This is a genomic window from Mycobacterium sp. 1245499.0, assembly GCF_001673615.1.
GTDB classification, from domain to species: domain Bacteria; phylum Actinomycetota; class Actinomycetes; order Mycobacteriales; family Mycobacteriaceae; genus Mycobacterium; species Mycobacterium europaeum_A.
Window position 1 is genome coordinate 1 of record NZ_LZMG01000179.1, and the last position, 19,250, is coordinate 19,250.

At 66.9% G+C, this 19,250-nt stretch carries 19 protein-coding genes; 5 read left to right on the forward strand and 14 right to left on the reverse strand.

The features are described 5' to 3' along the window. The 10 genes from A5646_RS09925 to A5646_RS09965 all read right to left on the reverse strand — a co-directional run. Positions 1–595 (reverse strand): mycofactocin-coupled SDR family oxidoreductase (locus A5646_RS09925; protein ID WP_067021469.1); only part of this gene is annotated, 595 nt, incomplete at its 3' end. After that, on the reverse strand, positions 592–2,160 hold the full coding sequence (locus tag A5646_RS09930; RefSeq protein WP_067021470.1) for an NAD(P)/FAD-dependent oxidoreductase: 1,569 nt from the start codon (positions 2,158–2,160) through the stop codon (positions 592–594). The genes A5646_RS09930 and A5646_RS09925, both read right to left, overlap by 4 nt. Further along, complete coding sequence (locus A5646_RS09935) at positions 2,153–2,770, reverse strand: TetR/AcrR family transcriptional regulator (RefSeq protein WP_067021471.1); 618 nt, start codon at positions 2,768–2,770, stop codon at positions 2,153–2,155. Before A5646_RS09935 ends, A5646_RS09930 begins: the two co-directional genes overlap by 8 nt. 54 nt (positions 2,771–2,824) lie before the next feature. Further along, complete coding sequence (locus tag A5646_RS09940) at positions 2,825–5,653, reverse strand: RND family transporter (RefSeq protein WP_066864837.1); 2,829 nt, start codon at positions 5,651–5,653, stop codon at positions 2,825–2,827. Beyond that, positions 5,650–6,093, reverse strand: coding sequence for an MmpS family transport accessory protein (locus tag A5646_RS09945; protein WP_197497969.1), 444 nt, complete (start codon positions 6,091–6,093; stop codon positions 5,650–5,652). The genes A5646_RS09940 and A5646_RS09945 overlap by 4 nt, the downstream gene beginning before the upstream one ends. 205 nt (positions 6,094–6,298) lie before the next feature. Then, complete coding sequence (locus tag A5646_RS09950) at positions 6,299–6,724, reverse strand: hypothetical protein (protein ID WP_066881300.1); 426 nt, start codon at positions 6,722–6,724, stop codon at positions 6,299–6,301. Between the two features lie 36 nt (positions 6,725–6,760). After that, on the reverse strand, positions 6,761–6,934 hold the full coding sequence (locus A5646_RS29400) for a hypothetical protein (RefSeq protein ID WP_197497970.1): 174 nt from the start codon (positions 6,932–6,934) through the stop codon (positions 6,761–6,763). Positions 6,935–6,965: 31 nt separating this feature from the next. Next, on the reverse strand, positions 6,966–8,456 hold the full coding sequence (locus tag A5646_RS09955) for a hypothetical protein (protein ID WP_067021472.1): 1,491 nt from the start codon (positions 8,454–8,456) through the stop codon (positions 6,966–6,968). 166 nt (positions 8,457–8,622) lie between these two features. After that, positions 8,623–11,067 (reverse strand): glycogen/starch/alpha-glucan phosphorylase, encoded by a 2,445-nt coding sequence (locus tag A5646_RS09960; RefSeq protein WP_067021502.1) that lies wholly within the window; start codon positions 11,065–11,067, stop codon positions 8,623–8,625. A gap of 254 nt (positions 11,068–11,321) precedes the next feature. Next, positions 11,322–11,645 carry a multidrug efflux SMR transporter gene (locus A5646_RS09965; protein ID WP_082972124.1) on the reverse strand — a complete coding sequence of 108 codons (324 nt, stop codon included), beginning with the start codon at positions 11,643–11,645 and terminating at the stop codon, positions 11,322–11,324. 57 nt (positions 11,646–11,702) lie between these two features. Between A5646_RS09965 and A5646_RS09970 the strand changes: the two genes are divergently transcribed. From A5646_RS09970 to A5646_RS09985, 4 genes are read left to right on the forward strand one after another with little or no spacing between them, the layout of a single operon-like run. Beyond that, a complete protein-coding gene (locus A5646_RS09970; protein ID WP_067021473.1) occupies positions 11,703–12,626 on the forward strand; it encodes an alpha/beta fold hydrolase in 924 nt (307 codons plus the stop codon). Next, entirely contained in the window at positions 12,623–13,060 is a 438-nt protein-coding gene (locus A5646_RS09975) for a DoxX family protein (RefSeq protein WP_156753053.1), read from the forward strand. The genes A5646_RS09970 and A5646_RS09975 overlap by 4 nt, the downstream gene beginning before the upstream one ends. Before the next feature lie 60 nt (positions 13,061–13,120). Next, a complete protein-coding gene (locus A5646_RS09980; protein ID WP_067021474.1) occupies positions 13,121–13,927 on the forward strand; it encodes an SDR family NAD(P)-dependent oxidoreductase in 807 nt (268 codons plus the stop codon). Further along, positions 13,924–14,889 (forward strand): phosphotransferase family protein, encoded by a 966-nt coding sequence (locus tag A5646_RS09985; protein WP_067021475.1) that lies wholly within the window; start codon positions 13,924–13,926, stop codon positions 14,887–14,889. Before A5646_RS09980 ends, A5646_RS09985 begins: the two co-directional genes overlap by 4 nt. A 14-nt stretch (positions 14,890–14,903) precedes the next feature. On the opposite strand, the gene A5646_RS09990 is transcribed toward A5646_RS09985, so the two are convergent. Next, positions 14,904–15,149: a hypothetical protein gene (locus tag A5646_RS09990; RefSeq protein ID WP_067021477.1), complete on the reverse strand. Its 246-nt coding sequence runs from the start codon at positions 15,147–15,149 to the stop codon at positions 14,904–14,906. A 171-nt stretch (positions 15,150–15,320) separates the two neighbouring features. Between A5646_RS09990 and A5646_RS09995 the strand changes: the two genes are divergently transcribed. Continuing rightward, entirely contained in the window at positions 15,321–16,004 is a 684-nt protein-coding gene (locus A5646_RS09995; RefSeq protein ID WP_067021479.1) for an MspA family porin, read from the forward strand. A gap of 13 nt (positions 16,005–16,017) precedes the next feature. Here A5646_RS09995 and A5646_RS10000 read toward each other — a convergent pair whose 3' ends face one another. The 3 genes from A5646_RS10000 to A5646_RS10010 are packed head-to-tail and all read right to left on the reverse strand — an operon-like array spanning position 16,018 to position 19,250. Further along, positions 16,018–17,313 carry an acyl-CoA dehydrogenase family protein gene (locus A5646_RS10000; RefSeq protein ID WP_066881287.1) on the reverse strand — a complete coding sequence of 432 codons (1,296 nt, stop codon included), beginning with the start codon at positions 17,311–17,313 and terminating at the stop codon, positions 16,018–16,020. A gap of 21 nt (positions 17,314–17,334) precedes the next feature. After that, on the reverse strand, positions 17,335–18,477 hold the full coding sequence (locus tag A5646_RS10005; protein ID WP_067021506.1) for a CaiB/BaiF CoA-transferase family protein: 1,143 nt from the start codon (positions 18,475–18,477) through the stop codon (positions 17,335–17,337). Further along, positions 18,474–19,250 (reverse strand): enoyl-CoA hydratase/isomerase family protein, encoded by a 777-nt coding sequence (locus A5646_RS10010; protein ID WP_067021482.1) that lies wholly within the window; start codon positions 19,248–19,250, stop codon positions 18,474–18,476. The genes A5646_RS10005 and A5646_RS10010 overlap by 4 nt, the downstream gene beginning before the upstream one ends.

The following is a 19,250-nucleotide window of genomic DNA, read 5'->3' on the forward strand; positions in this document are numbered from 1 at the left end:
TGACGCGGATGCCGTATCCACCCAGTTCGACCGCCAACGAGTTCGTCAGCCCGACCACGCCGAACTTGCTGGCGCAGTAGTGACCGCATCCCGGTACGGCCTTGATGCCCGCCGCCGAGCTGATGGTGATGATCGAGCCCCCGTTGCCCGCCTGAATCATCGCCGGCACGGTCGCTTTGATGGTGTTCCAAACTCCGGTCAGGTTGGTGTCGAGGACCTCTTGCCATTGCTGCGCCGAAATCTCCCACAGCCGGCCCCAATTGAGCACGCCGGCGTTGGCGACGACGATGTCCAGGCGGCCGAATTGGGTGATCGCGTCGTCGACGAGCCGTTGTTGGCCCGCGGCGTCGCGGACGTCGACCTGCGCGGCCAGCATCTTGCGGCCTTCGCTTTCCACCAGGCTCGTCGTTTCGGCCAGGTCCTCCGGCGTCGCGGCCGGGTAGCCGTTGTTCGCCGCCACCGGGCCGCACACGTCGATGGCCACGACGTCCGCCCCGGCCCGGGCCAGCCGCACGCAATGCGAACGGCCCTGTCCGCGCGCGGCGCCCGTGACGAATGCGACCCGGCCGGCCAACGGTTTGTCGTTGTCGCTCATGCTATCTGGGCCTTCCGGGTCGGGGCCGCCTCGCACGGCGCGGCGGCGCGGGAAAACTCGTAGTCGGACAGTGCCGACTTGCGCGCGAAGCGCCGCGAGGCGGCGATCGTTTGTGGCCGGTGATAGACGGTGTCGCGCTGGGAGTTGATGAAATACGTGGACAACCCCGGATTGCACTCGGTGAAGTACAGGTGGGCCGTTTTTGCGCGGCGCCGCATCAGCGCGTTCCACCGCTGGAACGCTTGGGGTTTGACGCGCACGACCTCGGTGCCCTGCCGGCGCGCGACGTCGATGATCCGGACCGCGTGGGCGGCCATCGTCTCGACGAAGTCCGGCCACGCGAAGCCGACGAAGCCCAGCGGCCCGACGATCTCCCACCGGTTGGGCAACTGCGGGTGCGCCGTGCCGGCATAGGCGTGCAGGCCGTGCGTGCGGTAATGCTCGCCGAGGTCGAATCCGGCTGTGCCCACCACGGTTCCGGGTCGATAGGTCTCCGGGTCCGTCCACAGCTCGTAACCGGTTGCCGCGACGATGAGGTCGGCGGGATGTTCGACTCCGTCGACGGTACGGATGCCGGTGGCGGTGATTCGATCGATGGCGGTGGTGATCAGGTGGGTGTTCGGATTGTTCAGTGCCGGCAGGAAGCTGCTGGAGATCACCGGCCGCTTGGCGAGGATCCCGTATCGCGGGACGAGCGCGGCGCGGGTGGCCGGGTCGTGCACCACCGCCCGCAGCAGCAGCCGGTACAAGGCGCGGCAGTACGCGTCGTACAACGGCATCGTGCGAACCAGGACGCGCTGCGGCAGCCGCGACAGCAGGTGGACGATGGGCGCGATCATCGCGATGTCCATTGCCCATCGTCCCGCCGAGTTGATGGCGCCGACCACGCCGGGCACCCGCAGGAACCGACGCATCAGCGGGGGAATGTCGAAGTCGATCTTCGGCAGCACCCAGGCCGGTGTGCGTTGGTACACCTCGAGATTGGCAGCCTGACCCGATAGGGCGGCGGCGATCTGCACACCGCTGGAGCCGGTGCCGATCACCGCGACGCGCTTGCCGCGCGGGTCGTAGCCGTCGTCCCAGGCGTTGGGCCGCAGGATGGTGCCGGCGAAGTCGTCGATTCCGTCGATGTCGACGCGCTGCTTGGCGTTGACATAGCCACCCACCGAGCTGATGACGAAACGCGCTGTGACGCAGGGCTTTCCATCGATGTCGAGGTGCCAACGCTGCGTCGTGTCATCCCAGGACTGGCGCAGCACGTTGCAGCCGGTCTGCAAATGGTCGTACAGATGCAGCGACCGGGCGGTGTCGCGGAAATAGTCGTAGAGTTCGCGGCCCGGGGCGAAGAAGCGTGACCAGTTGGGGTTCGGCGCGAACGAGAGCTGATACCACAGGCTGGGGATGTCCACGGCCAGGCCGGGGTAGTGGTTGTCGCGCCAGGTGCCGCCGACGTCGTCGCCGCGCTCCAGGATGACGAAGTCGAAAATCCCCTTCTGACGCAACAGGTGCCCGGCGGCGATGCCGCCCGGGCCGGCTCCGATGACGGCGACGTCGTAGTCAGCCATCTCGTCTCCTCTCGCTTCCGGTGAGTCCGGCCACGATGTGGTCGGAGACGAATTTGCCGACGGCGCGGGGGCTTTCCAGATTGACCACCATCGGCGGCAGCAGTTCGAAGCTGAGCAGCACGCGCACGATCCATTCCGCGGCGTGCCGGGGATTGACCGACTTGCCGACTTCGCCCCGGCGCTGGGCGGCCCGGACCAGCGGCGCCCAGAGTTCGATGGAGCGCTGCATGAGGTCCTCGCCCAGGTTGTCGAGCAGCAGGACGATGAGGCTCTGATTGAACCCCTTCGGGCCCAGCGGGTCTGAGGTCTGCCGGTGCTTGCAGATCACGTTGGCGGCCGCGGCCACCTGGCCGGCGAGGTTGTCTTGCCGCTGCACTTCGGCCGCCATGGTGGTGATGAAACCGGTGGCGAGTTCGTCGAGCGCGGTTTTCAGTGCGGTTTCGCGGTTTCCGAACGCGTTGTGCACGGTCCCGCGCGACACACCGGCGATCTCGGCGACGGCGGTCAGGTTGAACTGGCGGGGGCCCAGCCGGCGCAGCGTGCTGGTGGTGGCCGACAGCAGCGACGGTGAGACGGCGCGGATCGTCTCACGCGGCGTCGTCGTCGACATGTGAACACATTAACGAGATGTGTTCAATCCGGTCAACGATTCGTCAGATCCGCATCAATGCTGTGGCAGCGGACGGGGGCGTACCAGCGTCGGCCACCAGAACCACGGCCCCAGGATCCGCAGGATGGAGGGCACGACGAACGAGCGCACGATCAACGTGTCCAGCAGCAGGCCGATGCACACGGTCGATCCCACCTGACCGATGGTCCTCAGATCGCTGGTGAGCATGGCCAGCATGGTGAAGGCGAACACCAAACCGGCGGAGGTCACCACGCCGCCGGTGCTGCCCAGCGCGCGGATCAGGCCGGTGTGGATCCCGCCGTGCAGCTCCTCTTTGACCCGGTTGATCAGCAGCAGGTTGTAGTCCGATCCGACGGCCACCAGGATGATGAACGTCAACGGCAGCACGAGCCAGTGCAGGTGCAGGCCGACCAGGTGCTGCCAGAAAAGGATGGACAGGCCGAACGCCCCGGCGTAGGAGAAGGCCACGGTGCCGGGAATCACCAAGGCCGCCACCAGGCTTCGCGTGATGAACAACATGATCAGGAAGATCAGCACGAAGGCCGCGATCGCCGCGATCAACAGATCCGACATCGCGTATTGCTTGATGTCCTTGTCGTTGGATCCCGAGCCCCCGATATAGACCCGGGCGCCGGCCAGCGACGTCTCTTTGAGGATCGTCTTTATCGCGTCGGGGAACTGCTCGACGTGCTCGACCCCTTCGGGGCCCATCGCATCACCCTCGTGGGTGACGATGAAACGGGCGGCTTTGCCGTCCGGCGACATCATCAGCTTCATGCCTGCCTTGAGGTCCTCGTTGTCGAAGGCCTCGTGCGGGATATAGAAGTAGTCGTCGCTGCGGGACCTGTCGAAGTCGTTGCCGACGTTGATCGAATCGTCGAAGGTCTGCTCGGTCTGGATGGACTGCAGGTCGGCCGAGCCGTAACTGTTGACCAACTTCAGCTGCAGCGCCTCGGTGTCATCTGCGGTGGCCTTCAGTTGGGCGATGATCTGCGGGAAGGCCTTGTCCACCTCCGCGAGGGAGATTTCGGCCTTGTCGATATCTTCGGCCAAGTGGTCGATGTGATCGATGGTGTCCCACAGCGATCGGAACGCCCAGCAGATCGGGATGTCGAAACAGTGTTTCTCCCAATAGAAGTAGCTCTTGATGGGCCGGAAGAAATCGTCGAGGTTCGAGACTTCCTCGTTCATTTCGTTGCTGACCCGTTTGAGGTCCTCGACGGTGAGCACCGTCTGGTGCAGTTCGTCGGACACCTTCTGGAAGAAGCCGATCTCTTTGCGTAGCACCGCCACGGAGTGCGCCTGGATCTCGGCCTGCGCATCGGTGTTGGAGTTCTGCTCCCTGTTGAACGGGAGTTGTTGACCGTTGCCGCTGCCCTGCGTGGTGAACAGGTAGGGAATGCTGGCGTGTTCGAGCGCCCGGCCTAACGGCCGCGTCATGCCCTGCACCATCGCCACGCCGTGCAGCCGGATCAGCGCCCTGGCGACGCGGTCCAGCGAGATGAAGTCGGCCGAGTTGCGCATGTCGTGATCGGTCTCGACCATCAACATCTCGGAGAACAGCTTGCTCTTGGGGAAGTGCCGATCGGCGGCCTGGAAACCGAGATTCGCAGGCGCACTGGCAGGTTGGTACTGGCGATCGTCGTAGTTCTGCCGGTAGCTCGGCACGAAGATCGCGCCGAGCATGACGACGGCGGAACTGGCCACCAGGATCGGCACCGGCCAGCGCACCACGCTGGCACCGATGCGCCGATAAAGCCGCCCGTGGACGTTGGTTCTCGGGTCGAACATCCCGAACAGGCTGCCCACGGTCAGCACCGCCGGGCCCAGCGTCATCGCCGCCGCGATGGTGAACAGCATGGTGATCGCGACGGCCGGCCCCATGGTATGGAAGTAGTTGAGCCGCGCGAACGTCAGGCAGTAACAGGCGCCGGCGATCGTCAGTCCGGAGCCGATGATGATGGGTGCCACGCCCTTGTAGGCGATGTAGAAACTGTCCTCCCGGCTCTCACCGGCCTGGCGCGCCTCGTGATAGCGGCCCATCAGGAAGATGCCGTAGTCGGTTCCGGCCCCCAGGGTCAGCGCGATGACGATGTTCACCGCGAACGACGACAATTCGATGTATCCGTAATGCCCGAGGGTCGAGACGATGCCCTTGGCGACAAGCATTTCGATGAGGACGCCGAGCAGGGGCACCAGCAGGGTGGACGGGGTGCGGTACACCAGCAGCAACATCACGACGATGAGGATGATCGTCACGATGGTGACGTTGTTCAGGCTGGCGTTGGCGATGGTGAGCGTGTCGGAGGCCAGCGGAGCCGCCCCGCTGACGTAGACCTTGAGGCCCGGCGGAGGCGTGTCCTTCTTGATGATGTCGCGGACGGCGTCCACGGACTGGTTGGCCTGGATCTGGCCGATGTCACCGGCGAGACGAAGGAGCACATAGGTGCACTTGCCGTCGACGGATTGCGCCCCGGCCGCGGTGAACGGTTTGCCCCACAAGTCCATCACGTATTGGACGTGCTTGGTGTCGTTCTGCAGGCGGCGCATCAAATCGTCGTAGTACCGGTGATCCTGGTCGCCCAGTCGCCGGTTCGCCTCGAAGACCACCATGGTCAGGTTCGTGGAGTTGGATTCGTGGAACTTCTCGCCGATGTGCAGCAGCGCCCGCTGCGAGGGCGCGTAATGCGGGACCATCGGCCCGGCGAGCTCTTCGGCGACCCGTTCCACTTGGGGCATAAAGGTATTGGTGGTGACCGCGAGCAGGGCCCAGAACAAGATGATCGGAATCGCCAGGGCGCGCACCATTTTCGGGATGAACGGACGCTTGACCCTGGGATCCTCGAGGCGATGCTCGGTCATGCCGACTTCACCCTGCACTGGACGTCGGCGTCCTGATGATCGCCCGATTGTTCGTCGCGGATGACGCCGTCCACCAGCATTCGGCAACCGACCTGACCGCCGTGGACGTGCACCGAGATGCTGCCGGACGCCACCGTGAGCGTGGTGGTCTCCGTGTGGGACCACGGCAGGGTGGTGATGTCGACCTGATGCGGATGACCGTCGATGTCGACGTAGACCAGTTTCCCGCCCTGGCCGGCGTCGCCGAACACCTCGTAGGTGATCCGCTTGATGTTGAACTCCTCGGGTGCCTGCGGACCGTTGACGGTGATGACCGGCTCCGGTTCGGAGAACTGATGCACCTTGTACATGCAGAGCAGACCCACGCCGACCGCGACCACGGCGACCAACGGCATCCAGGTTCGCGCCAGGACGGTCCGACCGACGAAACGAGGGCTCATTCGATCACCTCTCGCGACCCGGTCCGGACATCGTGTTCGTGCCCCCCGCCCTCGCCCTCGTGCCCGCCAAATAGTAGACGGTCATGTGCTCAATTGACACATCATGGTGCAAAGACTCCGGACAGCGCAACCCGGACACGACCTCGAAGGCCGGCCGGCCCACCCGGGCGCCCGGTGGGCGCCGCACGTCCGGTCTCGTCGTGCGTCAGGCCAGCTTCTTCAGCCGCCGCCGCAACCGCGCGCTGCGGCGAATCTGAATGGCCAGGTTTGTCGAGGTCAACATGGGGATCACCCCGAGGAATGTGCGCTCCGAGGGCGTCGCTCCCTGCAGGTGGTAGAGACTGCCGAAGACGAAGAAGCAGCCGAGCATGAACAACGCGCCCGGGATGCACAGGGTCATCAACGAACCGCGATCGGCAACGACCTGCTTGGCGTAGTCCACCTCGTCGCGCGACATCGGTTCGCCCTTGCGGACCTTGTGCAAAACCGCTTTGGCGCTGCCGATTTCTTCACTGACCGGAGCAGTCGTTCGGCGCTCCAAGCGATTTACGTGCACGGCGGCGACGGCGGCCAGCGCCACGGCCAGGACGAGGGTGACCAGGGTCAGCAGACCGTAGAGATACGTGCTCATTTTCCAGTCCTTGCTCCGCTGTTGGACTTCCGAAGACTATTGCCGGTCCCTGATCACATCCCGGACGACGAGCCCGAGCAGGACGATCAGGCCGAGCGGCACCAGGAGCCTGAAGACGATCGAGGCGTGGCTGTACAGCAAGCAGTAGGCGACCGTCCCGATCACCACCATGGTGAGCAGGATCGCGCGATTGATCTTGTCCGTACTCATTGCAGGAACCTAACTTCTCGACGGCGAGACCTCAAAACCCGAAGTCGCCACCGCCGCCGGAATCGGAACCGCCGCCGCCGAAATCCGATCCGCCCCCGAAATCGGAGCCGCCGGAATCCCAGCCGCCGCCGGAGTCCCAGCCACCGTCGAAGCCCACGTCACCGCCGCCGGAGTAGGTGGCGTCGTTGCCCGCGAATCCGACGTCGGCGCCACCGGAGTCCTGGTAGCCGCCGGTGAACCCCACATCGGCCGGCGGGCTGTCGTAACCGGCTCCCTGTCCGCCGTCATAGCCGTAGCTGTTGGCATCGGCGAACGCGGAGTCGCGGCCGGCCTCGAAGCCGCGCTCGTAGCTGCCGCCCCAATGGTCGTCCAGCAACGCGTCCATCAGCAGCACGTCGGTCAGCGCCCACGTCCAGCCGGGACCCCAGAACGCGTACGGGTAATAGCCGGGGTAGAAGAACATTCCGTTGTGGTAGCCGCCGCCGTAGTAGTGCGGGTAACCCGGCTGCGCGGTGGTGCTGTAGTTGTTGTTGTTGATCGTCACCGTTTCGCCGGTGTCCGGATTCTTGGCCCGCACGGTGGCCTGCTTGCGGTCGTCGGCCGGGACAGAAGTCACGGCCGCGACGTCGGGTTGGCGCGGGTCGAGCTTCCGGTTGGCCTTGGCGACCGTGGACTCGACCACCCGCAGATGCGCCCGCGCGGAGCCGTAATCGCCCTTCTCGTAGGCCTTTCGGGCGTCGTACAGGCTGGCGTTGGCTTTCAGCGACTCGGCGCTGACATCGGCGCCGCCGGTGGTGAGCACCGCGTTGTCCAGGTCGCTGACGTTCGACGTGGCCGCGATCAATTCCTGCTTGATTTCCTCACGTGCCTCGGAGTCCTTGCGGTGCTTACGATTTCGGCCGATCGCGAACCAGAACAGGCCGGCCATGGCCAGCGCGATGCCGAAGATGACCAGCGTGACCTTCAGCCACGCCCACTCGTCGTGCTTTTGGTGCGCGACTTCAGAGGTGGTCGCCGGTCCGGTGGGGCTTGCATTGGCGCTCGCCAGCCTGGCGACGAACGCGCTCGTGGCGCCGTACGGGTCGTTGCGATGATCCCTCGCCGACTGATTCATGAATTGGTCGACGTTGTCGGCGATCGCCTTGGGCACGTTGTAGGCGCGCACGTGGTAGCCGCGAGCGTCGATGACGAGGATGACGCCGCTGAATCCGGCGTTGCGGCCCAGCATGGCGGTGTGTACGGCGTCGGCGGTGGTGACCCCGCTCTGGGCGGGCGACACCGCCGCCACCCAGACCGGTGGGCCCGCGCTCCACCGCCACGAGCTGGTGAGAATCTGCTGGTTCAGCTTGTCGGGATTCTGCAGCGGCGGTCTGGCGCCCGGATCGACCACCACATGCGTCTGGGCGTCGAACCTGCTCACCAGCTGGTCGGTGTAGGTGTCGGCCGAAGCGGTCGGCACCAGCAGCATGGCCAGTGCCACGGTCAACGGGACCAGGACAAGGCTGCGCAAGCGTGTGGTCACATCTCTCCTGCCACGAGTCGTTCTGTCGATCGCGGGGCCGCGACAACGTCCCAGTGCACCCTGCGCGTGAGCGCCCACCCTAGCCCGTTTCGGGCGGCGCTGCCGCGGGGCCGGTCGCGGCGGTGGTCGATGGCCCGCCGGGCGCGGCCGGACTACCCGGCCGGCGCTAGATCTTGACCGTCAGCGGCCAGACGTTCCAGATCTCGTCGCAGTACTCGGTGATGGCGCGATCCGACGAGAACTTGCCGCTGCGCGCGGTGTTGAGGATCGACATCTTGGTCCACGACTCGCGATCCTGCCACGCGGCGCCGACCCGCTCCTGACAGTCCACATACGACGCGTAGTCGGCGCACACCAGGAAGGGGTCGTCGTAACGCAGGTTGTCCACGACGGGCTTGAACACCTCGGTGTCCCCGCGCGAAAACGTCCCCGCGGCAATCAGATCCAGCACAGCGCGCAGCTCGTCGTTGCCGTCGATGTAATCGCCCGGGCGATACCCGTCGGCCTTGACCGCCCCGACTTGCTGCTCGGTGAGCCCGAACAGGAAAAAGTTCTCCGGCCCGACCTCGTCGCGCATCTCGACGTTCGCCCCGTCCAGGGTGCCGATGGTCAGGGCCCCGTTGATCATGAACTTCATGTTCCCGGTGCCCGAGGCCTCCTTGCCCGCGGTGGAGATCTGTTCGGACAGATCGGCCGCCGGGTAGATCAGATGGGCGTTTTGCACGTTGAAGTTCGGCACGAAGGCCACCTTGAGGAACCGGTTCACGTCCGGGTCGGCGTTCACGGTTTCGGCGACCGCGTTGATGAGCTTGATGATCCGCTTGGCCAGGAAGTATCCAGGCGCGGCCTTGCCGCCGAAGATGAAGGCCCGCGGCGGGATCGACAGGCCGGGGTCACACTTCAGGCGGTGATACAGTGCGACGACGTGCAGGACGTTCAGGTGCTGGCGCTTGTACTCGTGGATGCGCTTGACCTGGACGTCGAACATCCAGTCCGGGTTCAGTTCGACGCCGGCCACCGAGTGGACGTATCTGGCCAGGCGGGACTTGTTGTTGCGCTTGATGTCGCGCCACTCGCGCCGGAAGGCCGTGTCCTCGACGAACGGCTCGAGCCCGCGCAGCCGGCCCAGATCGGTCAACCAGCCGTCGCCGACCGTGCGGTCCAGCAGTTCGCGCAGCCCGGGGTTGGCCAGCGCGAGGAAGCGGCGCGGTGTCACGCCGTTCGTCTTGTTGCTGAACCGTTCCGGCCACATCTCGTAAAAGTCCTTCAGCACACTGCTTTTCAGCAGCTCCGAATGGAGGGCTGCGACGCCGTTGACGGCGTGGCTGCCGACGGTGGCCAGGTGCGCCATCCGGACATTCTTGCCGCCGTTCTCCCCGATCAACGACATCCGGGCGACCCGGTCCTCGTCGCCGGGGAAGCGGGCGCGCACCTCGTCGAGGAACCGGCGGTTGATCTCGTAGATGATCTCGAGGTGGCGCGGCAGCGACTCGGCGAACATCTCCAGCGGCCAGGTTTCCAGCGCCTCGGGCAGCAGGGTGTGGTTGGTGTATCCGAACGTCGCGACGGTGATGTCCCACGCCGCGTCCCAGTCCAGCTCGCGCTCGTCGACGAGCAGCCGCATCAGCTCGGCGACCCCGATGGACGGGTGAGTGTCGTTGAGCTGCAGGGCAAACCGCTGCGGAAGCTCCTTGACGGACACGTCGGCGAGATCGTCCATGATGTGCAGCACGTGTTGCAGCGAGCAGGACACGAAGAAGTACTGCTGCAGCAGGCGCAGCCGCTTGCCGGCCTCGGGTTCGTCGTTGGGGTAGAGCACCTTGGTAACGGTCTCGGATGTGACCTCGTCCTCCACCGCCTTGTAGTAGTCGCCGGTGTTGAAGGCCTCCAGGGCAAACGATTTGACGGCGCGCGCGCTCCACAGCGTCAGCACGTTGCAGGTGTTGACGCCGTAGCCCTGGATCGGCGTGTCATAAGCGGTGCCTTTGAGCAACCGGCCCGGCACCCAGCGGACCCGGTCGTGGCCGGCCCCCTTAGCTGGGTCGGTGTAGTGCTCGGCGTAGCCGCCCCACTTCACCAGGAAGCTGACGTCGGGTTTGGCGATCTCCCAGGGGTTTCCGTTGTCCAGCCAGTTGTCGGTCTGCTCGACCTGCCAGCCGTCGTGGATTTCCTGGTCGAAGATGCCGAATTCGTAGCGGATGCCGTAGCCGATCGCCGGGCGCTCCAGGGTGGCCAGCGAGTCCAGGTAGCACGCGGCCAGCCTGCCGAGGCCGCCGTTGCCGAGCCCGGGTTCCTCCTCGCAGGCCAGCACCGTGTCGAGGTTTTGGCCCATCGCCGCCAGCGCCTCGCGAGCCGCCCGCTCCATCTGGAGATTCAGCAGGTTGTTGCCCAATTGCGGGCCCATCAAGAACTCGGCCGACAGGTAGCAGGTCACCTTGCGACCGAGGTCCAGCGAGGTCTGCGTCGAGGCCACCCGGCGGTCCTGCATGCGATCACGGACCGCCAGGGCGAGCGCGCGGTAGTAGTGCTCGGGGCGCAGGGCCGCCGCCGGACGCCCGATCGAATAGCGCAGGTGGTCGTTGATCGCGCGCTGGAGTGCGGCCGCGCTCATCCCGGTGCGCGAGTGCTCGATCAGGTCGGCCCGGGTGGGGTTGCCGGGGGACAGGCCATCGGAGGGCGTCTGATCGACATCGGTCATGGTGAGTCCTACTCGCTAGGGGGTGGCGGGCAGCACCGCCCCGGGCCGCTGCAATGCCCGGTGGCGACAGACCGTCAGTCTTGCAGCGATATTTGCACACCAGGCCCGCAATAGAGGTCGGAAACGTGAACGGGAGTCCACCTGCCGGCGACGAAATGGCCCCGCGGTCAGTGCGCGCCGGCCAGATTCAGCGTGACCACCCCGGCGATGATCAGCCCGACACCGGCGACCTTCGTCAGCGATATCGGCGAACCCAAGAACAGCACCGCGATCAGCACGATCAGGGCCGTACCGATGGCCGACCACAGCGCGTAGGCGACGTCGGTCTGCATGCCGCGCGAGATCGACACCGCCAGCAGCGCGAAGGAGACGGCATAACCGGTAAGGCACACGACGGTCGGCCACAGCCGGCTGAAACCGTCGGTGCTCTTGAGCAGGCTGGTCGCTATCACCTCTGCGAATATGGCGCCGAGGAGAAAGAGATAGGTCAAAACGCCTCCTTGCATACCCCTGTACAGGTACGTGTTTACCTCCCAGGATTACGCCGTATGACCCGCACCCCGCGCTCATTGACGTTCGATGTCGGCGAGGTGGCCGGGCAGCCGGCGTCGCTGGCGGCGACGTACTACCCCGCGCGCGACGTCGCCGACGCGGCCGCGCTGCTGGTATGTCTGCCGGGCGGCACCTACAGCCGCGACTACTGGGACCTCACCATTCCCGGCCACCACGGGTACAGCTTCGCCGGCTTCGCCACCGAGAACGGCTACGCCGTCGTGACCATCGACCCGCTGGGGACCGGCGAAAGCTCGCAGCCCACAGGCGATTTCGGCTTCAGCGATATCGCCGGCGCGCTGGCGCGAGCCGTCAGCGCGTTGCCGGACACCATCGGCATCGAGGCGCCGGCGATCGCGGTCGGGCATTCGCTGGGCGGGTACCTGGCCATCACCCAGCAAGCGCTGTTTCCCGGCTATGCCGGGCTGGCGGTGCTGGGTTGCACCAACCAGCACGTCGCGCCGTTGAACCTGGACGCGGCGTTCATCGCGCGTTGCGCCACCCCGCAAGGCCGCGCCGAAGCGGCCGCCGAAATACTGTCCGCGCTCGACAGGCCGTATTTCGAGGGGCCACGCGAGTACCTGCAGAGCTGGTTCCATCTCCCCGACGTTCCCGCCGACGTCGTCGCGGCCGACGCCAGCGCCGCCAAGTCGGTGGTCCCGCGCGTGTTCGGCACGGCGATGGTCCCCGGCATCGTCGCCGAGCATGCGGCGCGCATCGACGTCCCGGTGCTGGTCGGCTACGGCGTCGTCGACGTCTCGCCGGACCCGCGCGCCGAGGCCGGGCTGTACCGGAGCAGCCCGGACATCACCACCCTGGTGGTGGCCGGCAGCGCGCACTGCCACAACATGGCGTCGAGCCGGCATCGGCTGTGGCGGCGCCTGCTCGCCTGGGCGGCGACCGTAGCCTGTCCCTCGTGAGGAATGGTCTCGACGCTCGCCTGGCCCGGCACGCTCCGGGGGTGCTGAGCCTGTTTCGCCTCGTCTACGGTTTGCTCTTCGCCGCGTACGGTTCGCGCAGTCTGTTCAATTGGCCCGTCCGCTCGCCGGTTGTCGTCGAGTTCGGATCCTGGCCCGGCTGGTATGCCGCACTGATCGAGATCGTCGCGGGCCTGCTGGTGGCCGCCGGGTTGTTCACCCGCGCCGCCGCGTTCGTCGCCTCGGGGGAGATGGCGGTCGCCTACTTCTCGGTCCACCAACCCCAGGCGCTGTGGCCGGTCGCCGATCCGCCGGCCGGCAACGGGGGCGCGTTGGCCGTTCTGTTCTGCTTCGCGTTTTTCCTGCTGGTCTTCACCGGCGGCGGCAGCTACTCCCTGGACGCGCGACGCCGAATGCTTCCCCTCCGCCGGCGATAATGGCATTCTCTGATACGGAGAAGCCATTTCCGCAGGGCCGGCAGGCCGAGGAGGACGACGATGAGCGCGCAGCGGTGCGACGGGATGGTGGCCCTGGTCACCGGCAGCAGCCGGGGCCTGGGCAGGGCGATCGCCACACGGCTGGCCGAGCACGGGGCCACGGTGGCCCTGACCGCCCGCACGATGGACCCCGACCCCCAGTATCAGGGGTCGCTGAGCCAGACCCGCGACGAGATCGTCGCCGCGGGCGGGAAAGCCATTGCGGTCCAGGCGGATCTGTCCCAGACCGAAGACCGTGAACGGCTTTTCGCCGAGGTGGCCGGCGCGGTCGGCGCACCCGACATCCTGGTCAACAACGCCGCGGTGACCTTCCTGCGGCCCCTCGACGGGTTTCCCGAGCGGCGAGCGCGGCTGATGATGGAGATGCATGTGCTCGGGCCCCTGCATCTGTGTCAGCTGGCGATACCCGCGATGCGCGAGCGCGGACGCGGCTGGATCCTGAACCTGACCTCGGTCGGCGGTGACCTGCCACCCGGGCCGCCGTTCTCCGAGTTCGACCGCACGGCGGGCTTCGGCATCTACGGCACGGCCAAGGCCGCCCTCAACCGATTGACGAAAAGCCTTGCGGCCGAGCTGTACGACGACGGAATCGCGGTCAACGCCGCCGCCCCGTCCAATCCCGTGGCCACGCCGGGCGCCGGCACGCTCGACCTGGCCAAGACCGACACCGAGGACATCGCGTTGATCACCGAGACGGCCTTGCGGCTCTGCACCGGCGATCCGAAGACCCTGACCGGGCGCATCGCGCACACCCAGCCCTTCCTCGCCGAGGTCGGCTGGACGAGGACCGGCCCGCTGACGGGATGAGCCGAGCCGAGCTCGATCCGACCGAGCTGCGCCGCCGACTCGACGGCGCGGGCGTCACCGACGTCGCCCCGCTGGCCGGCGGCGCCTCCAGCCTCACCTTCGCGGGCAGCAGGGATGGCCGGCGGGTGGTGATCAAGGTGGCTCCGCCCGGCGTCGCACCCGTCGCGCATCGCGACGTGCTCCGCCAGGCCCGCATCATCAAGGCGCTCAAGACAACTCACGTTCCGGTCCCGGAGGTGCTGTGGGAAGATGCGGGGGACCCGCCCGGCACACCGCCGCTGTATGTGATGAGCCATGTCGAAGGCGATTGTGTGGAACCGTTGTTCGACGGCTGCCCGCATGTCGGCGGGCTGAGCGATCGATACCGGAACGCGTGCCGCGCGATGGCCGCGCTGCACAGGCTCGCGCCGGCGGACCTCGGGCTGGGCGATGAGCGCGTGGTCGACCCGGTCGCCGAAGTCCACCGGTGGTCCGACACGCTGCGGACCGTCGACCCGGCGCTGGCCCCCGACTGGCCGAAAGTGTATGACGCGCTGCTCGATTGCGCGCCGCGTGCGATGGCGCCGCGTGTGGTGCACGGCGACTTCCGGCTGGGCAACCTGCTCGCCGCCGGATCGCGGGTCAACGCGATCATCGACTGGGAGATCTGGTCGATCGGCGATCCGCGCATCGATGCGGGCTGGTTTCTGATCAACTGCGACCCGGACACCTACCGGCGGGTCGACGCACCCGACGGTATGGTACCGCCGATCGACGAACTCACCGAGCTCTATGCATCCGAGTTAGGTTGCGAGATAACCGATTTGGCGTGGTTCACGGCGCTGGCGTGTTTCAAATCGACGGCGACCTGGTCGTTGATCGTCAAACACAATCGCCGCCGGGCGGCGCCGCGAGCCGAATTGGAAGCGATGGCAACGATTTTGCCGAGGCTGCTCGACCGCGCCCTGACGTCGCTAACTTAGTGCCCGCCGGAGCCTTACTGGCAGCGGACCAGAAGATTTTCGCAGATCATTCCGACATCGCCCGTATCGTTCACGGGCTGGCCTTCATTGGACGGATTGATCCAGGTGGTGGGGAACGGACTGTAGACGTCGTCCATGCCCGGCGGCTGGGGACGGGGATCGACGTTCGGGTCCGCGTGGGCCATGCCGGCGCCGCTCGCCAGGGCGATGGCCGTCGTCGCGCAGACCAGCATTGCGCGAGTCCGGGTGGAAACCGTCATCGCCGCCTCCTCGGTTTCTGGCCGAATTGCTGGCTGCTGAAACGCCGATTCTACCGTTGACCGCATATCGCGTAACAGTTACAAACCCACAACGACTTCGGTGGGCCGCCCAGCAAATCTCGTGACTCGAAACGCCGGGTGCGTACGGTGTCGCCCGTGAGGCCGATTGCCGTGGTCGTTCGTCGCGCCCTGGTGGCCGCCGCCTGCCTGGCCGTTTCGCTGCCTACGGCGCCGTCGACATGCGCGGATCCCGACGCCGCCCCGGTTGCTGCGGAAGCGGCGCCGGAGGCCCAGGGAGCGATTCCCTCGAATCCCCCCGCAGTCCTGCACACCCCCGACGGCTGGACCCTCGGTCTGGGCGCCCGCGACGAGCAGCAGGTTCCGGTGGCACCGTTGACCACCGCGGTGTCGTCCCGCGAATACGTCGCCAGCGGGATATTCGTCGGCTCCCTCATCGGGCCGGGACCGCCCCAGGGCGTCCTCGAGGTGGGCTATGAGATCGGCTGTGGCATCGACATGAGCACGTCGGACGGCGTCACGATCGGTGGCAGCGCCGGTATCACCCCGGGTGTGACCGGACCGGTGACCGGAGTGCCGGGAGACGTGCTTCCGTTGGTCGTCGCCCCGATCGCGGGCATCCTCAACGTGGGGCTCAAGCCGGGCCTGGTCGTCGTGGTGCCGGTGGTCAAGAAACAGTTCAGGGCACCGGATCCCTGGGTGATGGTCAGCAACTTCCACGTCAAGATCGACGGTTGCGTGGGTGAGTCGTTCATCCGCTCCTACGCGGTGCTCAATCGAGTGACCGACCAATCCGATGTGGTGCTGTCCTACGTCGGCGTCACCAAGAAAGTCTGAGCGGGCTCGCCGCTCAGCCCCGGGGGATGCCCGCCAGCTTGTCGGCGAACTTGGCCTCGGCGGCCGCCCGCAACCGCAGCAGATGTTCGGAGGGAAACAGATCCGGCGCGGGTTCACGGTCCTTCAGCAACAGCCGGGCCAGCGTGACCTTGTGCACTTCGGTCGGGCCGTCGGCCAGCCCGAGCACGAACGACTCGACCAGATACTGCACGAACGGCATCTCGTGGGTGGTGCCCAACGAGCCGTGCAACTGAAGCGCCCGCGATGACACGTCGTGCAGCACCTTCTGCATCATCGCCTTGACCGCCGAGATGTCGGCCCGGACGGCCTTGTAGTCGTTGAATTGGTCGATCTTCCAAGCTGTTTGGAGCGTCAGCAGCCGGAACGCCTCGATCTCCATCCAGGAGTCGGCGACCATCTCCTGCACCAGCTGCTTGTTGGCCAGCACCTCGCCCTGGGTGTAGCGCGACGCGGCCCGTTCGCAGATCATGTCGAAGATCCGCCGGACCAGTCCCACGGTGCGCATCGCGTGGTGAATCCGCCCGCCGCCCAGGCGGGTCTGCGCGACGACGAACGCCCCGCCGCGCGGCCCCAGCATGTTCTCGGCGGGCACCCGGACGTTGTCGTAGCGCACATAACCCTCACGCCCACCGCCGATCGGCTGGTATCCCAGCCCGACGTCGCGCAGCACGTTGATGCCGGGGGTGTCGCCGGGGACGACGAACATCGAGTAGCGCTCGTAGGGCGGCGCGTCGGGATCGGTCATCGCCATCACGATCAGGAACGACGCCATCGAGGCGAACGACGAAAACCACTTCTCCCCGTTGATGACCCAGTGATCACCGTCTTGTACGGCGGTGGTGCGGAACACCTTCGGGTCGGCGCCGCCCTGTGGCTCGGTCATCGAGAAACAGGAGATGATGCGGTTGTCCAGCAGCGGCTCCAGATAGCGCTCTTTGAGCTCGGGTGTGCCGTAGTGCGCCAGGATTTCGCTGTTGCCCGAATCGGGGGCCTGTGACCCGAAGACGATCGGCGCGCATTCCGAGCGCCCCAGAATCTCGTTGAGCAGCGCCAATTTCACCTGCCCATAGCCCGGACCGCCCAGGTGCGGGCCCAGGTGGGTCGCCCACAGCCCGCGCTTTTTCACGATGTCCTGCAGCGGCGGGATCAGCGCCTGACGCACCGGGTCATTGAGGTCGTGGGATTCGGTGACAATCAAGTCGATCGGCTCGCACTCCTCGCGCACGAAGCCTTCGACCCACTGCAGTTGTTCGGCCCACTCCGGGTCGGTGGAGAAGTCCCACGACATGTGTCGTCCTCTCTGGATCGGTCACTTTGCACTGCTCTGGGCCACCACGCCGGCATCCTCCAGCGCGGTGATGTCGTTGGCGGCCAGGCCCAGCTCGCGCAGCACCGCGCGGGTGTGATCGCCGGGTAGCGACGGAGGCGCGGGCGTGGCCGGACGGGTCCGGGAGAAGCGCGGGGCCGGTGCGGGCTGGGTGAGGCCGTCAAGCTCGACGAACGTGCGCCGCGCGACGTTGTGTGGATGCCGCGGCGCCTCGGTCAGCGAAAGCACCGGTGTCGCACAGCATCCCGGCGTGCCCAGCAGGCGCTCCCATTCGGCGCGGGACTTCTCGGCAAAGCGCGCGGCCAGTGCGGCCCGGTGGTCGGCCCACGCCGTCGGATCGTCGTCGTCGTGCGGCACGTTCACGCCGAGCCGATCGCACAGTTCGGCGTAGAACTTCGGCTCCATGGCGCCGACGGCCATGTGGCCCCCGTCGGCCGTGGCGTAGGTGCCGTAGAAGTGCGCGGCGCCGTCGAGCAGATTGTCCTGACGCCGGTCGCGCCACGTGCCCGCCGACAGCATGCCGAAATACGGTGCCAGCAGCGCGGCGACGCCGTCGACCATCGCCACGTCGAGGACCTGCCCCTGACCCGACTGGCGGGCCTCCAGGATCGCGCTGAGCAGACCGACCGCCAATAGCATTGCGCCGCCGCCGTAATCGCCGACGAGATTCAAGGGCGGCACCGGTGATTCGGCGGTGCCGATGGCGTGCAGGGCGCCCGTGAGCGCAAGGTAATTGATGTCATGCCCGGCGTGACCGGCCAAGGGCCCGTCCTGTCCGTAGCCGGTCATGCGGGCATAGACCAGCCGGGGGTTGCGCGTCCGCAACGCATCCGGGCCGATGCCCAGGCGCTCGGCCACCCCAGGCCGGTACACGTCCACGAAGGCATCGGCGTCGGCGGTCAGGCGGTGGACGAGGTCGCGCCCGCGTGGGTCCTTCACATCGGCGGCCAGTGACCGCTGGCTGCGGCGGACCGTGTGGTCGACGGGCGGCGGACCGTCGACACCGGCCAGCGCGTCGATGCGGATGACTTCGGCGCCCAAGTCGCCCAACAGCATTCCGCACAGCGGTGCGGGCCCCAGGCCGCCCATCATGACGATGCGCACACCGCGCAGCGGACCGGTCATGACGACCACTTCTTGCGGCGCTGCGCCGCCTCGTCGGTGGCGTGGGAAATCACCTGGTTGCGGTTTTCCAGTTCCATCGCCGACGCCAGGCTCGCGGCGTCGGTGTTGATTTGAAGGGCGCGCTTGGTCAGTTGCGCGCCCAGCGGGGCGTGGCCGGCGATCAGCGACGCCAGCTCGACCGCGCGGTCGGCCAGTCGGTCCGGCTCGACGACCTCACTGACCAGCCCGCGACGGTCGGCCTCGGTGGCCGAAACGGTGCGACCGGACAGCATCCAGTCGGCGGCCACGCTGGTGCCGACGATGCGCGGCAGGTGGTAGCTCATGCCCATCTCGGCACCCGAGAGCCCGAGCAGGATGGCGGCATTGGCGAAAGATGCTGCCGTCGAACAGATTCGGATGTCGGCGGCCAGGCACAGCGCGAGTCCGGCGCCAACGCAGGGGCCATTGACCGCGGCGATGACGGGCTGCGGCAACGCGCGCACCGCTTCGGCGAGGGCGGCCATCCTTTCCTGGAAGCGCATCCGGTCCAACGCGGGTGCGCTCGCTTCGAGCATCGAGGGGCCGAAGTCGCGCACGTCGATGCCCGCGCAGAACCCGCGTCCGGCGCCGGTCAGCACCACGGCGTGTACGGCCGGGTCGGCGGCCAGATCGCCGAGCCCGTTGCGCAATTCGGTCTGCATCGCCTCGTTGATGGCGTTGAGCCGCTGCGGGCGATTCAGCCGCAGGACGGCGACCCCGTCGCAGGGCCGTTCGAGGGACACGGTGTCCGCCAT

Coding starts and splice junctions, on each gene's coding strand:
- A5646_RS09930 (WP_067021470.1), bottom strand. CDS start 2,160: ATGGCTGACTACGACGTCGCCGTCATCGGAGCCGGCCCGGGCGGCATC.
- A5646_RS09935 (WP_067021471.1), bottom strand. CDS start 2,770: ATGTCGACGACGACGCCGCGTGAGACGATCCGCGCCGTCTCACCGTCG.
- A5646_RS09940 (WP_066864837.1), bottom strand. CDS start 5,653: ATGACCGAGCATCGCCTCGAGGATCCCAGGGTCAAGCGTCCGTTCATC.
- A5646_RS09945 (WP_197497969.1), bottom strand. CDS start 6,093: ATGAGCCCTCGTTTCGTCGGTCGGACCGTCCTGGCGCGAACCTGGATG.
- A5646_RS09950 (WP_066881300.1), bottom strand. CDS start 6,724: ATGAGCACGTATCTCTACGGTCTGCTGACCCTGGTCACCCTCGTCCTG.
- A5646_RS29400 (WP_197497970.1), bottom strand. CDS start 6,934: ATGAGTACGGACAAGATCAATCGCGCGATCCTGCTCACCATGGTGGTG.
- A5646_RS09960 (WP_067021502.1), bottom strand. CDS start 11,067: ATGAGCGCGGCCGCACTCCAGCGCGCGATCAACGACCACCTGCGCTAT.
- A5646_RS09970 (WP_067021473.1), top strand. CDS start 11,703: ATGACCCGCACCCCGCGCTCATTGACGTTCGATGTCGGCGAGGTGGCC.
- A5646_RS09980 (WP_067021474.1), top strand. CDS start 13,121: ATGAGCGCGCAGCGGTGCGACGGGATGGTGGCCCTGGTCACCGGCAGC.
- A5646_RS09985 (WP_067021475.1), top strand. CDS start 13,924: ATGAGCCGAGCCGAGCTCGATCCGACCGAGCTGCGCCGCCGACTCGAC.
- A5646_RS09990 (WP_067021477.1), bottom strand. CDS start 15,149: ATGACGGTTTCCACCCGGACTCGCGCAATGCTGGTCTGCGCGACGACG.
- A5646_RS10000 (WP_066881287.1), bottom strand. CDS start 17,313: ATGTCGTGGGACTTCTCCACCGACCCGGAGTGGGCCGAACAACTGCAG.
- A5646_RS10005 (WP_067021506.1), bottom strand. CDS start 18,477: ATGACCGGTCCGCTGCGCGGTGTGCGCATCGTCATGATGGGCGGCCTG.
- A5646_RS10010 (WP_067021482.1), bottom strand. CDS start 19,250: ATGGCGGACACCGTGTCCCTCGAACGGCCCTGCGACGGGGTCGCCGTC.